Origin of the sequence: Advenella kashmirensis WT001, from assembly GCF_000219915.2 — a bacterium.
Lineage (GTDB): Bacteria > Pseudomonadota > Gammaproteobacteria > Burkholderiales > Burkholderiaceae_B > Advenella > Advenella kashmirensis.
Genome location: NC_017964.1, coordinates 2,100,389 through 2,115,811, shown reverse-complemented (window position 1 = coordinate 2,115,811; position 15,423 = coordinate 2,100,389). Strand labels below are relative to the sequence as shown.

The following is a 15,423-nucleotide window of genomic DNA, read 5'->3' as shown; positions in this document are numbered from 1 at the left end:
ATGTGCTGATCTGTCCAATGTCGGTATTTTGCGTTAATCAGCGGTATTTTAGACGCTCATTTCAGATGCTTGTGTGATAATCGGTGGTTTGCAAAAGAAACAGAGCGGGATAATGGAACCATCGGTCAGTGTCGCATTTGCACAAATCAATCAGAAGGTCGGAGATCTGGCCGGCAATGCCGCACGCATTGTCCAGGCCGCTGCATTGGCTCACGAGCAGGGGCATGACGTCCTGCTCTTGCCCGAACTGGCGCTTACCGGCTATGCGCCTGAAGACTTGCTTCTGCGCTGTCAGTTTCTTGCAGACCAGCAGGCAGCGCTGCAGTCCCTGCAGGAAACACTGGCAGGGTTCCAGGATTTACATGTGGTATTGGGGCACGTTGTCAGCACAGACAAGGGCACCTTCAATGCAGCCAGTGTTTTTCTCAATGGCGATAACCTGGGTACCTACCTGAAGCAGGAATTGCCCAATTATTCCGTATTTGATGAAAAACGCTATTTTACGGCGGGACGCAAGCCGCTGGTGTTCACCGTCAGGAATCATACCTTCGGCGTGACCATCTGCGAAGACGTGTGGTTTGCCAGCGCCGCCACGGCAGCACGACAGGCAGGGGCCGACACGCTGCTCATCCTGAATGCCTCGCCCTATATGGTCCGCAAGCACGAAACCCGGCTTGCCGTGGTGCGCAGGAATGTCTGCGATGCCGGCATGGGCGCTATCTACTGCAATCTGGTGGGCGGGCAGGACGAATTGGTTTTCGATGGGCACTCTTTCGTGATTGACCGACAAGGCAACATCGTGACTGAACTCAACAGTTTCTGTGAAGCTGTGGGGCGCATTCAAGTCTCGTCAGGACAGCTTCAGGCTCTGCCGTCCTTACCTTTCGGAGCGGATCAGTCGGTGCCCCTGCAAATCCAGGAAAATGAGGCTGCCGAAGCCGAAATCTGGCGTGCGCTGGTCATGGGCACGCGCGACTACCTGGGCAAGAATTTCTTTGGAAAAGCCGTGATCGGCCTGTCCGGCGGCATTGACTCGGCCGTGGTACTGGCAATTGCGGTGGATGCTATCGGTGCAGAAAACCTGCATGCGGTCATGATGCCATCGCGCTTTACCGCCGATATTTCGGTCAATGACGCACAGGATATGGCGCAACGCCTGGCCGTGCGCTACGACGAGATCGCCATTTCGCCCATGTTCAATAGTTACCTGGAGGCGCTCGCGCCCATTTTCGGTGATTTGCCCCAGGATACGACGGAGGAGAATTTGCAGGCGCGCATTCGTGGTGCCTTGCTAATGGCCTTGTCCAACAAGTTCAATGCCATCGTGCTGACCACAGGCAACAAGTCGGAACTGGCTACGGGCTATTGCACACTGTACGGCGACATGGTGGGCGGCTATGCCCCTTTGAAGGATATTCCCAAAACGCTGGTATACCGTCTGGCGAGCTGGCGCAATACGCAGTCGGCGATCATTCCCGAGCGTATCATCACGCGGCCGCCTCAGCTGAGTTGCGCGAAGACCAGACTGACCAGGACAGCCTGCCTGAATATGAGGTGCTGGACGCATCCTGGAGCATCTGATGGAACACAATGATTCGGTGGAGGCCATCGTGAATACCGGCCTGGCGCGTGAAGACGTTGAAAAAGTGGCGCGATTGCTGCGAATCAATGAATACAAGCGGCGCCAGGGCTCTCCGGGGCCCAAAATCACCACTCGGGCTTTTGGCCGCGATTGGCGCTTCCCGATCACCAACGGTTATCGATTCTAGGCTGCATTATTAAAAAATATGCTATTCTTTTCCAGTAAAAAAGCTGGGCCAGGCCCCGCAAAGTAAAGGAAACCACGTGAAATTAATAACAGCCATCATTAAACCCTTCAAGTTGGACGAAGTTCGTGAATCTTTGGCAGATATCGGCGTCAGCGGTCTGACCGTCGCAGAGGTAAAAGGGTTTGGCCGTCAGAAGGGGCACACAGAACTGTACCGTGGTGCCGAATATGTGGTGGACTTTCTTCCCAAAGTCAGAGTTGAAGTGGTCATTTCAGACAGCCTGGTTGACTCGGCCATCGAAGCCATTATCAAGGCTGCGCGCACCGGCAAAATCGGCGACGGGAAAATCTTCGTGACGCCGGTCGAGCGCGCCATTCGTATCCGTACAGGCGAGCAGGACGACAACGCACTGTAGTACTGCGACAAGCCGATTGCCTGGCCCCCGACAGTACAAAAGCTGCGTTTTTACTCGTAATATTTGTGGGCGCGGCGGCTACCGCCGCAGGTGGTTTACAGATGCTAATGCATCCTGCTACATCCCATGCATTACGCTGTACGTTGCAAAATCCGGAATCATCCGTTTCAAAAGAGGCCCGGATGCAACTGCTCGCGGATCAGCTCAAGCCCTTGGATACTTGAGCAATTGCGACCAAAAAGCCGGCAGGAAGCATTCGGTCACCTGCAGCGGCTGGCCATTTTTCCAGAACACGGAGCGGCGGGTAGGCAACCTGGACTGTGAAGGCGAGGGTAGTTGACCAGCACGTACCACGGCTTTAAATATTGGCATTGGCGATTTTGCTATGCAGGACTCGAACACTGATCGTACAATAGCCGGATCATGATACAGAATATCGGCCAGTGGCCGTGTGCGTAGCCGACGCACTGCCTGCCATACCGATTGAGCAGCATCCAGCGGCGTGATGCTGCGAGCGATTACCGCAGGCGTGCCGTCAATAGACATGCAGATCTCCCGAACCCAGACGACCGTATAGGCTGCTTTTCTGATGGTCCGCGCTTCATCTGTGCTGACCACTTCGGCAAACTCACCGACAACCTGGATCCGCACCTCGCCTTGTTTTCGTAAGCCCTGCGTAAGCGGGCCAGGGCGGGACAGCCAGTATTTCTGTACAGGATCGAGTTTAGGCGGCGGCCGGCTTAGCCAGCCGGGGGAATACGGTTCATGCTTCATGGGTCGCGGGATGTGAGAGCCTGCAGATAAATCGTGGTCATGTAATAACCACACTCAAACAGAAACGTCCGGTGCGTCCGGACAAAGAAACACACTATAGCAAATTTGCGTAAGCAAACGGAATCAAATGGAAAAGACAAGAATATCTAAACTGCTTGCCGAGCGAGGACTATGTTCCCGACGTGAGGCCGACGCTTACATTGAACGCGGCTGGGTGCGCGTAGACGGAAAGGTCGCCACCCTTGGCGAGAAGGCGTTTCCCAATCAGGCCATCACGCTGGACAAGTCCGCGCAGGCACGGCAGACCGCCAGGGTGACTATCATCATGAACAAACCGGTGGGCTACGTTTCGGGCCAGGCAGAAGAAGGCTACCGGCCGGCAGTAACGCTGATCACGCCCGATCGGCAGTATGACCGAGACAAGCACACCTTCAATCCCTCGCATTTAAGAGGACTGGCACCGGCCGGCAGACTGGATATCGATTCACAAGGCTTGCTGGTTCTCACTCAGGATGGACGTATTGCCCGGCAGCTGATCGGAGAAGACTCCGAAGTGGAAAAAGAATATCTGGTCCGTGTGGAAGGCAAAATCAGTGGCAACGGGTTGCAATTGCTTAATCACGGACTGTCCCTTGATGGTGATGTACTGCGTCCGGCACAGGTAAGCTGGCAAAACGACGACCAGCTCAAATTTATTTTGCAGGAAGGCAAGAAACGGCAAATTCGTCGCATGTGCCAAATGGTTGGCCTGAATGTGATCGGTCTGAAGCGGGTCCGCATGGGCAATGTGACGCTGGCGGATCTGCCCCCGGGCAAATGGCGCTATCTTAAAAGCCATGAACGCTTTTTGTAATTGAGTGGGAAAAGTGGCCATGCGAATTTTCGACAATATCTTATAATGGCCCCATAAGTCTTTCACCAGAATCAAGGAAACCGATCATGCACATCAAAAGAGGGGCATTTTTTGTCGCAATCGCTGCTACGCTGACGCTGGCAGGCTGTGACACTATGGATCACTTGCTCAAAAATCGCTCAGGCGGCACACGAGTCAGTGATGTGCCAACGACGCCACCGCCATCTTCCGGTCGCTCTACTGCACCAACGGCTTCAACGCCGCCGGCACCCTCAAGCGCGGTTGCTTCATCGTCGCTCATCATGTACATCGCATCGCGCACGCCAATGCAAGGCTACACGGCCGTGCGCCAGAATGGCGTGCTTGTGCACGTTGATCCGACCCAGACGCTAACCCGCAACGATTTGCAGAACGCCGTGGCTACCCGCAATAGCGCCGGCAAGGCTTTTGTGAAACTTGAATTTTCCCCGTCCGGCAGCCAGCGACTGGCCAGTCTGACCAGCAACAATATCGGCAAGAGCTTTGCGGTAACGCAGAAAAACCGCCTGGTGTCGATCATCAATATTGGTAAGCCCATTACTTCGGGCGTGCTGTATGTACCGATGTCCAGCGAACAGGCAGCCACCAGCTTTGAAGATCAGATTCTGGATGGCGAGTAGTAAAGCTGGTGTCGCTCAAAGCGAATGACACTGCGAGCATCCATTGCCAGCAGGACACGACAGGCAATGTCGTGTCACAATTCCGGCAACGTATCTTGTAGCAGCAGTCCAAAGCGCCGCATGGACGCTGTGTGGTACGTAGTCGGTTAGCACGATGCCACTGAATGGTAAATAGTAAAGGCCGGAGAACATCCGGCCTTTTTTCATTTTGCGATCACCAAGCGATCGCAGTCCGAGGGCCCGTCAGGCAAATGATAAGGAGAGGGTGGCGACGACGGGCGCATGATCCGAAGGCTGTTCATTGCCACGGGGTGCCTTGTCGATCACGCAGGCTGTGCAAAGTTTCGCCAGCGATGGCGTGAGCAGAATATGGTCAATGCGCAGCCCGGCGTTGCGACGAAAACCCATCATCCGGTAATCCCACCAACTGAACAGTTTTTCTTCCTGGTCAAACAGGCGAAATGAATCGGCAAGTCCAAGGCCGCTGAGCGCCTGCATGGCGGCGCGCTCCTTGGGCGAGATCAGAATGTCGCCGGTATATTTAGGGTGAACATCGCGATCTTCGGGCGCAATGTTGTAGTCTCCACAAATGGCCAGATTCGGAAATAATTTCATTTGTGCTTCAACGAACTGATTGAGCGCAGCGTACCATTCGAGTTTGTAATTATATTTGTCGCTGTCCAGCGCACTACCATTTGGACAATAGGCGCAAATAACCCGCATCGGACCTTCACTGGTCTGACAGGTGGCAGTAACCAGGCGCTGCTGGGTATCGGGGTAGAGCGGGTTATTGATGATCACGTCTTCCAATGAAGAACGCGACAAAATGGCCACGCCGTTATAGGTTTTCTGACCGGTCCAGACAGCGTCGTAACCCAATTCCTGGAAGGCATCCTTGGGAAATTTTTCATTGACCTGCTTGAGCTCCTGAATACACAAGATATCGATACTGTGCTGATCCAGCCAGGCCAGCACCTGAGGCAGACGTACAGTGAGCGAATTGACATTCCAAGTAGCGATTTTCATAGCGGTCCTGATTTTCCGTTGAACACAAACAGCGGGCTTTCATTGTATGCCGGATGCGTTATGATTCGCTTCTCTTCACACAAAAAAAGGAATTATCATGCCTGACGTTTTCGTGGTATCCGGTGTACGTACGGCCATTGGCGGCTTTGGCGGCAGTCTGAAAAATGTAAGCCCTGGCGAGCTGGGGGCAACGGTCATCCGGGCGGCCATGGAACGCGCTGCGGTGACGGGTGAAGATGTTGGCCACGTCGCGCTGGGACATGTCATCAATACCGAGCCTCGTGACATGTATCTGTCGCGCTACGCGGCGGTCACGGCCGGTGTCGCACAGGGCACGCCGGCTTTCAATGTCAACCGCCTATGCGGTTCCGGTCTGCAAGCCATCGTTTCTGCTGCCCAGACATTGTTGCTCGGAGATGCCCAAATCGCAATCGCCGGCGGTGTCGAGAACATGAGCCGCGCGCCTTATATTGCGCCGGCGCACCGTTTTGGCGCCAGAATGGGGGACAGCGTGATGCAGGACATGATGACCGGCGCGCTGTCCGATCCGTTTGAAAAAATGCATATGGGTGTCACGGCCGAAAATGTGGCCAAAGAATATGGTGTGTCCCGTCAGCAACAGGACGAACTGGCCGTCGCGTCCCATCAACGCGCGGCCAACGCCATTGACCAGGGCTATTTCAAAGACCAGATCGTGCCGGTGGTGATGAAGTCGCGCAAGGGCGATGTCGTATTTGATACCGACGAACACGTGCGACGCGACATCACTCTTGAGGGGCTGACTGCCCTCAAACCGGTGTTTGTCAAGGAAGCCGGTACGGTCACTGCCGGTAATGCGTCGGGTATTAATGACGGGGCCGCCGCGCTGGTACTTATGAATGGTGAAATGCTCAAAGCACGCGGTGCGAAACCGCTGGCCCGTCTGGTAGCCTACGGCCACGCCGGCGTGGATCCTCGTCTAATGGGTATTGGTCCTGTTCCTGCAACACGCAACGCCCTGGCTAAGGCCGGGCTGAAAATTGAAGATATGGACGTCATCGAGGCCAACGAAGCGTTTGCAGCCCAGGCTTGCGCAGTCACGCAGCAATTGGGCATGGATCCGGCCAAAGTCAATCCCAACGGCAGCGGCATCGGTTTGGGCCACCCGGTCGGCGCAACAGGGGCCATCATTACCGTAAAAGCGCTGCACGAGCTGCAGCGTGTTGGCGGGCGCTATGCGCTGGTGACGATGTGCATCGGCGGCGGGCAGGGGATTGCCGCTATCTTCGAACGGGTCTGATGACGCATGCAGCACCAAAAAAGGGAACCACACCCCGACTATGACGAGCCGATGATCTCCGAATCGCAGGGTGTGCGCTACCTGCATTTCAATAGCGAATGGATTCAGGGCGCCATGCGGGTGAACCGTCCCGAAAAGCTGGAGTTCGAGTATACGCAGCAGATGATGGCCTGGCTGTTGTTTCTGGCGCCACCGGTGGATCGGGGCGTCGGTATTCTGGGCCTTGGGGCCGGGTCGCTAACGCGTTTTTGCCAGCATCATTTCGATAGCGATGTCGTGACTGTCGAATGGAATCCCCAGGTCACCGCCATATGCGAGTCGGCTTTTGAGTTGCGGCAAACGGCCTCATGCCGTGTGGTGCATGAAGATGCGCAGGATTGGGTCCTGGATCCAGTCAATGAAAACAGCTATGGCGCGCTCATGGTGGATTTGTACGATTACACCGCACAGGGACCGGTATGTTCATCTGATCAGTTTTACCGGGGCTGTCGGCGAGTGTGCGCCGACCTGGGGGTGGTCACAATCAACCTGTTCGGCCACCACGGCAGTTTTCGCAAGAATATGCGCAATATCCTGCGGGCCTTTGATGATCGCGTAATCCTGTTTCCCGAAACAATTGATGGAAATCGTATCGTCATTGCATTTACCGGCCCGCCATTGCAGGTAACACGTGAGCAGCTGCAGCAGCGGGCCAGGCGGGTACAGAGCCTGTACCGCTTGCCGGCAACGGGCTGGCTGCGCACGCTGCTGCAGGAAAACGGCAAGACGGGCGAGTTGATCAGTTTCTAAGCGGCGCCAATCGTGGCTATGCGCCTGCTTTGCATTGCCGGGAGCGCCTATTCTCGTTAATACCACTGGTACAAAGCGGTTTGCTGTGACAGAATCGCGAGTTCAGAACATGTCATTCAGGAGTTGTTATGATCAAGGGCACGTTTACCTTCTGTCTTTCCGCTGCGCTGGTTTCAACCGCACTGCTTGCGGGCGCAGCCCAGGCGGCAGACAAGTTTGTTGCCGTCACATCCATTGTTGAACACCCGGCCTGGATGCCGTGCGTGATGGAGTCAAGGAAGGCCTGGCCAAAGAAGGCTTTGAAGAAGGCAAGAATCTGAAATGGAAATATCAAAGTGCCCAGGGCAATACCGGGACGGCTGCCCAGATTGCACGCCAGTTCATCGGCGAAAGGCCTGATGCCATCGTAGCCATAGCCACGCCTTCGGCGCAGGCGGTAGTGGCTGCAACCAAGACCATTCCGGTCGTGTATTCCGCCGTAACTGATCCGGTTGCCGCCCAGTTGGTCAAGTCCATGGACGCCTCGGGTGCCAACGTGACTGGTGTGTCCGATGTTCTGGTTCTGGAAAAGCAGATTGAATTGATCAAGCTGGTATTGCCTGAGGCCAAACGCGTGGGCATTGTCTACAATCCGGGCGAAGCCAATTCCAGCGTGGTGGTCAAGCGCCTGAAGGAACTGCTGCCCAAGTCTGGCATGACGCTTGTTGAAGCGTCGGCACCGCGCTCGGTCGATGTTGGTTCGGCGGCGCGCAGTCTGGCAGGCAAGGTTGACGTGATCTATACCAATACCGATAACAATGTAGTATCTGCCTACGAAGCCCTGGTCAAGGTCGGCAATGAATCCAAAATCCCGCTGGTCGCTTCGGATACAGATAGCGTCAAACGCGGCGCCATAGCTGCCCTGGGTATCAACTACAAGAATCTGGGAATTCAGACTGGTACAATCGTAGCGCGGATCCTGAAAGGCGAAAAGCCAGGCAGCATCGCGTCTGAAACCAGCAACACGCTGGAGCTGTTCGTTAACCCGGGCGCGGCCCAAAAGCAAGGGGTTACATTGAGCGAAGACTTTGTCAAAAGCGCCAAAGTGATTGTGAAATAACCTGTTGTCACCTTTTTACCGGCCTGGGCTCATCTCAGGCTTTTTTATTTGATCATAAGTTCTTAACATGTCTCTTTTTTCTTCCCTTGGTGCGCTGGAGCTGGGTTTTATCTACAGCCTGGTCGCGCTGGGCGTGTTCATTTCCTTTCGCGTCTTGCGCTTTCCCGATCTGACGGTCGATGGTACGTTTGCCACCGGCGGTGCCGTGTCTGCGCTACTGGTCAGCAGCGGTTATGATCCTTCGTCGCCAGCGCGGCAGCGATGGTCGCTTGTGCCTTTGCCGGAATGATCACCGGCTGGCTCAACGTCAAGCTGGGCATCATGGACTTGCTGGCCAGTATTTTGATGATGACGGCCCTGTACTCCATCAACCTGCGCATTATGGGCGGCCCAAATATTCCGCTGATCACCAGCGACACGGTTTTTTCACTCACGCAACCGTCGTCACTCGACGATTTTGTCTGGCGTCCGGTGTTGCTCTTCATTGTTGTTGTTATCGTCAAAATTCTGCTTGACGCCTATTTTTCAACCGATCGGTCTGGCCATGCGCTCGACCGGCTCAAATTTACGAATGGCACGGTCCCAGGCATCTCTACAGACCGCATGGTCCTTATCGGCATGGCATTGTCCAATGCGCTGGTGGGGCTTGGCGGTGCACTGTTTGCCCAGTCACAGGGTGGTTCTGATATTTCCATGGGAATTGGTACCATTGTGATCGGCCTGGCGGCGGTCATCGTGGGCGAAAGCATTTTGCCTGCCCGGCGGTTTCTATTTATCACGCTGGCAGTCATTGTGGGGGCTATTCTTTACCGTTTTTTCATTGCACTGGCGCTCAACAGCGATTTTATCGGCCTCAAGGCACAGGATCTGAACTTGATTACTGCACTGCTGGTGGCCATTGCGCTGATTTTGCCCAAGCTTCGCCGTAACCTGCGAATCAAAGGACGCGCCTGATATGTTGAACGCACAAAATCTGCATATTACCTTCAATGCCGGTACCCCCATTGAAACCCGGGCCTTGCGTGGCTTGTCTCTGAACATTCCGCAAGGGCAATTCGTGACGGTGATCGGCTCCAATGGCGCCGGCAAGTCAACTTTCCTGAATGCGGTGTCGGGCGAGCTGATGGTAGATTCGGGTACCATTCATATTAACAACGAGAATGTTACCCGCAAAAGCGTGTGGCAGCGGGCAGTCAATGTGGCGCGGGTGTTTCAGGACCCGATGGCTGGCACCTGTGAAGATCTGACGATCGAAGAGAATATGTCGCTGGCCTATTGTCGTGGCGGCCAACGCGACCTTCGTCCGGCGTTACGCAGTGATCTGCGACAATTATTCCGGGAGCGACTGACCATCCTGGGGCTGGGACTGGAATCACGGCTGACCGACCGTATCGGCCTGCTGTCGGGCGGCCAGCGCCAGGCAGTGAGTCTGCTGATGGCGGCACTGCAGCCCAGCAAAATATTGCTGCTGGACGAACATACTGCCGCACTCGATCCACGGACCGCGCAATTTGTTCTGGATCTTACAGAAAAGATCGTGACTGAACAGAAACTGACTACTATGATGGTGACGCACAGTATGAAGCAGGCGCTGGAGATCGGCGAACGAACCATCATGCTGCACCAGGGGCAGGTTGTTCTGGATGTGGCCGGCGAGCAGCGCCGGGATATGACGGTCAGCGACCTGCTGCAAATGTTCGAGAAAGTCAGGGGAGAGCAGATCACCGACGATGCCCTGTTGCTCGATTGACACTGTGCGGGCTTAAAAAGTAGATTTTGGCCATGTCTGGCGGGCGGATGGCGACAAAACCGGCACAGGCATGTTATTTTTATCGCATCTTTGCCAGCCACTGGTCGCCAGGCAGATTTTGTTGGGCGCCGAGCCGGTAGTGATGCAGCCAGCTTGCACCTGACATGGGCACTGCTGATCAGGTGTCCTGAAGTGAGCCGCTGCACAGGCAGCGGAACCTCCAAGGCCGTGCTTTTTCATTATGCGGCGGATATGCGCAAAGCGCGGGTTAGTCCTTCTTTAATCCATTTCTCAGAGGAGTGTGTTCACAACATTCCCGAGAATTTGATAAAAACCCTAGAACTTAAGGGTTTATACTAAATAGTATTTGCTTAGGCAATTATTTTCTGGTTATAATCTTTTCTTCAACACCGTTCAATCAGCTATCCGTCAGGATCAGCCCTCGCTCTCAAGGTTTCCAGCCCAATGACAAACAGACTCTTTTTACACAAGCGCTATGTTGCAACAGTTTTGCTGTCGTGCCTGGTTGCGCTAAGCGGTTGCGGTAAGGAAGATCAGCAAGCAGGCGCGCAAAGCGGCCCGCCGCCGACGCCGGTCAGCACCGTCAAGTTAACTGAAACACCCACCACCATCTTTACGACGCTTCCTGGACGAGTCAGCGCTGTGCGCGATGCGCAGGTGCGCGCACGGGTGAATGGCATCGTGCAGAAAATTGAATTCGAGCAGGGCCGTGAAGTAAAGAAAGGGCAGGTGCTCTTCCGGATTGATCCCGCTCCCTATCAGGCGCAATATGCACAGGCCGAGGCGGCCCTGAATCAGGCCAAAGCGACTGCAGGCAGTGCCCGGCAATTGGCCAATCGCTATGCCACCCTGGTCAAGTCCAATGCTGTGAGTCGTCAGGAGTATGACGATGCGCGCGCGCAGGCAAACCAGGCAGATGCCACCATTGCATCGGCCAAAGCTGCGCTGGATGCTGCGCGCATCAATTTGTCTTATACCGATGTGGAATCACCTATTGACGGCATTGTCGGCCGGGCCCTGGTCACCGAAGGGGCACTGGTCAGCGGGACCGAAGCCACTCAATTGGCGCATGTGCAGCAAATGGACCCGGTTTACGTAGACTTCACCCAGTCGACCGCTGAACTATACCGTTTGCGCAAGGCCATGGCAGATGGGCAATTGACCAAAGTTGACGAAAACACGGCGGTGGTCCAGCTTGAACTGGAAGACGGTACACAGTACCCGGAAAATGGCCAGCTGCTTTTTACCGGCGTCAGCGTTGAACCCTCAACCGGCCAGGTCACTCTGCGGGCTACCTTCCCTAACTCTGACCGGTTGCTGTTGCCTGGTATGTACGTGACCGTCAAGCTGGAGCAGGGCAAGGACGAAAAAGCCGTGCTGGTTCCAACCCAGGCCATTCAGCGATCCAGTGATGGTCTGAGCAATCTGATGCTGGTTCGAGATGGCAAGGTAGCGTCGGTTACGATTCAAACGGGTGGAGAAGTCAAAAACGATACGATCATTACGCAAGGTGTGAAGGCGGGTGACGAAGTTATTGTCGAAGGCTTCCAAAAAATTCGCCCAGGCGCACCGGTCAAAAACACAGCCATGGAAGAAAAAGGAAGCTGCGGGCAATAGCGGTCAGCAGCCCCAGCCTGGTGCCGGGCAACAACCCACAAAAGAGGGCGATAGCGCCCCGGCACAGGAAAGCAAGCCTGAACAGCAGGGCGACAAGCCGGCACAGTGAGTATATAAAACATGTCAAATTTTTTCATTAACCGGCCAATTTTTGCCTGGGTTATTGCGATTATCATATTTTTCGCGGGTGTCGTATCTATCCCGAATATGGCCATCTCGCAGTATCCTGAAGTTGCACCGCCGACCATCACCGTAAACGCCACATACCCTGGCGCCGGAGCGGAGGAAGTTGCACGCTCTGTAACCAGTCTGATCGAGAATGAACTCAATGGCGCCGAAGGCATGCTGTACTACGCCTCTACAAGTGACTCATATGGTGCTGCCAAGATCGATGTGACATTTGAACCGGGTACTGACCCCGATCTTGCACAAGTCGATGTGCAGAATCGTATTGCCGCGGTCAATTCCAAGCTGCCACAGGCGGTGACGCAACAGGGTATTACATACTCGAAAAGTACGTCAGGATTCCTGCTGATCGGTACGCTGAGCTCGACCGATGGCTCATTGGATGACGCCGGACTTGGTGATTACATCACCAGGAATATTCAGAACTCGATTGCCCGAATTAAGGGTGTGGGTCAATTCCAGCTATTTGCTTCACCTCGTGCCATGCGTATCTGGGTAGATTCGGCAAAAATGACCTCTTTCGGTCTGACGACCAGTGATATCAAGACTGCCCTGCAAACACAGAATGCCCAAATTACCGGCGGTACTCTGGGATCGCCACCGACGCCAGATGACCAGACCACCAGTGCAACGGTGGTCGTCAATGGTCAGCTTAGCACGGTCAAGGAGTTCGGCGATATTGTTCTGCGCGCCACTACAGGCGGCTCAACTGTCAGTGCTCAGCGACGTGGCACGTATCGAAGTGGGAGCCGACTCCTATCAGTTTGGCGCCCGTCTGAACGGCCAGACCTCAGCCGCGTTTGCTGTTTCACTGGCGCCCAACGCCAATGCGCTTGAAACATCAAAGCTGGTTCAGGCCGAGATGGAAAATCTGGCCCAGTATTTCCCGGACAATATTGAATACAAAATTCCGTACAACACTGCACCATACGTAGATGCCTCCATTACCCAGGTGGTTCATACTCTGGTTGAAGCGATGCTGCTGGTGTTTGTCGTTATGTTCCTGTTCCTGCAGAACATCCGCTATACACTGATACCGGCAATTGTGGTTCCGGTGGCGCTGATGGGTACGCTGGCGACGCTGTCGGCCATGGGGTACTCTATCAATACGCTCACCATGTTTGCAATGGTGCTGGCCATCGGTATTCTGGTCGATGACGCGATCGTGGTGGTTGAAAATGTGGAAAGGATCATGGCCGAAGAGGGTCTGGCCCCCAAAGAAGCCACGATCAAGGCGATGCCACAGATTTTCGGCGCGATCGTCGGTATTACGCTTGTGTTGATGGTCGTATTTGCACCGTTATTCTTCATGAGTGGATCTGCGGGCGTGATTTACCGTCAGTTCGCGGCGGCGATGATTATTTCCATTGCCTTTTCTGCCTTTCTGGCACTGACGTTTACGCCAGCCATGTGTGCTACGCTGCTTAAACCCGTACCAAAAGGGCATCACGAGAAGAAGGGATTTTTTGGCTGGTTCAATCGTACTTTTTCCAAAATCACCAACAACTACACCGGATTCGTGGGCGGCTTGCTCAAACGGGGTGGGCGCATGATGTTGATCTACCTGGGGCTGGTCATATTGCTGGGCTTTCTCTATCTGCGTCTGCCCAGCTCGTTCCTGCCTACAGAGGACCAGGGCTATGCAGTGACCAATATCGAATTGCCGGCGGGTGTTTCGGCCAAGCGTACCGAAGAGGTCATCAAGCAGGTTGAGGAATACTATAAGAAACAGCCTGAGGTGGAAAACATCATCACCGTGCAAGGTTTCAGTTTCAACGGCTCCGGTCTGAATTCGGCCATTGCCTTTACGCCGTTCAAGAAATTCGATGAACGCAAAGGAGATGAGCACAGCGCCATGTCAGTCGCCGGGCGTGCCACGGGGCAACTGCTTTTCGGTATTCCCGATGCCATGGTGCTATCGATTGTGCCGCCGTCCATCCCATCGCTGGGTACGGCCACCGGTTTTGACTTGCGTCTGCAGGATCGAGGCGGCATGGGTCAGACCCAGTTGCGTGAAGCGGCCAACCAACTGATACAGCTTTCTGGCCAGAGCAAGATTCTGTCCCAGGTGCGTATTTCCGGCCTTGGCCCGGGCCCGCAGTTGAAAGTGACCGTCGATCGCATCAAAGCCTATTCACTTGGCGTGAACATGGCCGAGGTCGGTAGTGTGCTCTCCGGTACTATCGGCAATAGCTATCTGGGGCAATTCCCCAACCAGGGCTGGATGCAGAACGTCTGGATTCAGGCTGAAGCCGATCAACGGATGTCGCCCGAGGATATTCTCAAATTGCGGGTGCACAACACCGATGGCGATCTGGTCCCGCTATCGTCCTTTGTTACCCTGGATTGGGTACAGGGTCAAAGCCAGGTGCAGCGTTACAATAGTTATGATTCCATCACCATTCAGGGCCAGGCCAATGCCGGCTACGCCAATGGTGAAGCGATGGACGAAATTGTAAAACTGATTGGTCAGTTGCCTTCCGGTATCGGTTACGAATGGACTGGGTTGTCCTATCAGGAAGTCCAGGCGGGCAGTCAGGCATCCATTATGCTGGCATTGGCCTTCGCGGTGGTGTTCCTGGTGCTGGCTGCGCTGTATGAAAGCTGGTGGATTCCATTATCCGCCGTATTGGTTGTGCCTTTGGGTATGCTGGGCACGGTGGGTTTGGTTACCCTGGTGGGCATGTCAAATGACATTTACTTCCAGGTGGGGATGATTACGGTAATCGGATTGTCCGCCAAGAACGCCATTCTTATTGTGGAATTTGCCAAGGATGCATTTGCGTCAGGTAAGGGCTGGTTGAATCGACGCTGGAAGCGGCTCGACTGCGGTTCCGCCCAATTCTGATGACCTCGTTCGCATTCATCATGGGCGTCATACCGCTGATGCTGGCCAATGCCGAAGGTGCGGCAAGCCAGCAGGCTGTGGGTTACGGGGTATTCGGCGGTATGGTAGCGGCGACACCGTTTGCCGTGCTGTTCGTCCCAACGTTCTTCGTTGTGGTGATGACGTTCTTCAAAGTGAAACCACGGCTGTTGGGTCGTCAGGCTGATGAACACCAGAAAGCCACCGAAGCCGAAAAAGAATCTCAGCATATCTATACCGATGTGGCTGAGGCAGATGATATGACCGCCAATGGCGACAGAAAACGCCAGGACGGATCACCTCCAAAAGGAAATGAGTAA

Annotated in this window: 11 protein-coding genes and 3 pseudogenes; 12 read left to right on the top strand and 2 right to left on the bottom strand. The window is 54.7% G+C overall.

Going from position 1 to position 15,423, the window contains the following annotated elements; genetic code table 11:
- Positions 1-112 precede the first annotated feature (112 nt).
- A pseudogene (locus TKWG_RS09880) lies at positions 113-1,769 on the top strand (NAD+ synthase).
- 76 nt (positions 1,770-1,845) lie between these two features.
- Positions 1,846-2,184, top strand: coding sequence for a P-II family nitrogen regulator (locus tag TKWG_RS09875; RefSeq protein WP_014750697.1), 339 nt, complete (start codon positions 1,846-1,848; stop codon positions 2,182-2,184).
- Between the two features lie 204 nt (positions 2,185-2,388).
- Here the strand turns inward: TKWG_RS09875 and TKWG_RS09870 are convergent, their stop codons facing one another.
- Positions 2,389-2,958, bottom strand: a complete 570-nt coding sequence (locus TKWG_RS09870; RefSeq protein WP_014750696.1) for a chorismate--pyruvate lyase family protein — start codon at positions 2,956-2,958, stop codon at positions 2,389-2,391.
- 127 nt (positions 2,959-3,085) lie between these two features.
- Between TKWG_RS09870 and TKWG_RS09865 the strand changes: the two genes are divergently transcribed.
- Positions 3,086-3,811 (top strand): pseudouridine synthase, encoded by a 726-nt coding sequence (locus TKWG_RS09865; RefSeq protein ID WP_014750695.1) that lies wholly within the window; start codon positions 3,086-3,088, stop codon positions 3,809-3,811.
- 86 nt (positions 3,812-3,897) lie between these two features.
- On the top strand, positions 3,898-4,470 hold the full coding sequence (locus tag TKWG_RS21465; protein ID WP_014750694.1) for a SecDF P1 head subdomain-containing protein: 573 nt from the start codon (positions 3,898-3,900) through the stop codon (positions 4,468-4,470).
- A 243-nt stretch (positions 4,471-4,713) separates the two neighbouring features.
- Here TKWG_RS21465 and xth read toward each other — a convergent pair whose 3' ends face one another.
- Positions 4,714-5,496 carry an exodeoxyribonuclease III gene (xth, locus tag TKWG_RS09855; RefSeq protein WP_014750693.1) on the bottom strand — a complete coding sequence of 261 codons (783 nt, stop codon included), beginning with the start codon at positions 5,494-5,496 and terminating at the stop codon, positions 4,714-4,716.
- Between the two features lie 97 nt (positions 5,497-5,593).
- On the opposite strand from xth, the gene TKWG_RS09850 reads away from it, so the two are divergent.
- The 8 genes and pseudogenes from TKWG_RS09850 to TKWG_RS09820 all read left to right on the top strand — a co-directional run bounded on the left by TKWG_RS09850 (position 5,594) and on the right by TKWG_RS09820 (position 15,423).
- A complete protein-coding gene (locus TKWG_RS09850; RefSeq protein WP_014750692.1) occupies positions 5,594-6,775 on the top strand; it encodes an acetyl-CoA C-acyltransferase family protein in 1,182 nt (393 codons plus the stop codon).
- A 6-nt stretch (positions 6,776-6,781) separates the two neighbouring features.
- A complete protein-coding gene (locus tag TKWG_RS09845) occupies positions 6,782-7,564 on the top strand; it encodes a spermidine synthase (RefSeq protein ID WP_041709309.1) in 783 nt (260 codons plus the stop codon).
- Positions 7,565-7,692: 128 nt separating this feature from the next.
- Positions 7,693-8,663: pseudogene (locus TKWG_RS09840) on the top strand (ABC transporter substrate-binding protein).
- Positions 8,664-8,730: 67 nt separating this feature from the next.
- Complete coding sequence (locus TKWG_RS27035) at positions 8,731-8,952, top strand: hypothetical protein (protein ID WP_081489267.1); 222 nt, start codon at positions 8,731-8,733, stop codon at positions 8,950-8,952.
- Entirely contained in the window at positions 8,949-9,617 is a 669-nt protein-coding gene (locus TKWG_RS09835; RefSeq protein ID WP_407636905.1) for an ABC transporter permease, read from the top strand. The genes TKWG_RS27035 and TKWG_RS09835 overlap by 4 nt, the downstream gene beginning before the upstream one ends.
- Before the next feature lies 1 nt (position 9,618).
- Complete coding sequence (locus TKWG_RS09830; protein WP_014750689.1) at positions 9,619-10,413, top strand: ABC transporter ATP-binding protein; 795 nt, start codon at positions 9,619-9,621, stop codon at positions 10,411-10,413.
- 465 nt (positions 10,414-10,878) lie between these two features.
- Positions 10,879-12,051, top strand: coding sequence for an efflux RND transporter periplasmic adaptor subunit (locus TKWG_RS09825; protein ID WP_014750688.1), 1,173 nt, complete (start codon positions 10,879-10,881; stop codon positions 12,049-12,051).
- Positions 12,052-12,171: 120 nt separating this feature from the next.
- Positions 12,172-15,423, top strand: a pseudogene (locus tag TKWG_RS09820) (efflux RND transporter permease subunit).

Coding starts and splice junctions, on each gene's coding strand:
- TKWG_RS09850 (WP_014750692.1), top strand. CDS start 5,594: ATGCCTGACGTTTTCGTGGTATCCGGTGTACGTACGGCCATTGGCGGC.
- xth (WP_014750693.1), bottom strand. CDS start 5,496: ATGAAAATCGCTACTTGGAATGTCAATTCGCTCACTGTACGTCTGCCT.
- TKWG_RS09830 (WP_014750689.1), top strand. CDS start 9,619: ATGTTGAACGCACAAAATCTGCATATTACCTTCAATGCCGGTACCCCC.
- TKWG_RS09835 (WP_407636905.1), top strand. CDS start 8,949: ATGATCACCGGCTGGCTCAACGTCAAGCTGGGCATCATGGACTTGCTG.
- TKWG_RS09825 (WP_014750688.1), top strand. CDS start 10,879: ATGACAAACAGACTCTTTTTACACAAGCGCTATGTTGCAACAGTTTTG.
- TKWG_RS09865 (WP_014750695.1), top strand. CDS start 3,086: ATGGAAAAGACAAGAATATCTAAACTGCTTGCCGAGCGAGGACTATGT.
- TKWG_RS09845 (WP_041709309.1), top strand. CDS start 6,782: ATGCAGCACCAAAAAAGGGAACCACACCCCGACTATGACGAGCCGATG.
- TKWG_RS09870 (WP_014750696.1), bottom strand. CDS start 2,958: ATGAAGCATGAACCGTATTCCCCCGGCTGGCTAAGCCGGCCGCCGCCT.
- TKWG_RS27035 (WP_081489267.1), top strand. CDS start 8,731: ATGTCTCTTTTTTCTTCCCTTGGTGCGCTGGAGCTGGGTTTTATCTAC.
- TKWG_RS21465 (WP_014750694.1), top strand. CDS start 3,898: ATGCACATCAAAAGAGGGGCATTTTTTGTCGCAATCGCTGCTACGCTG.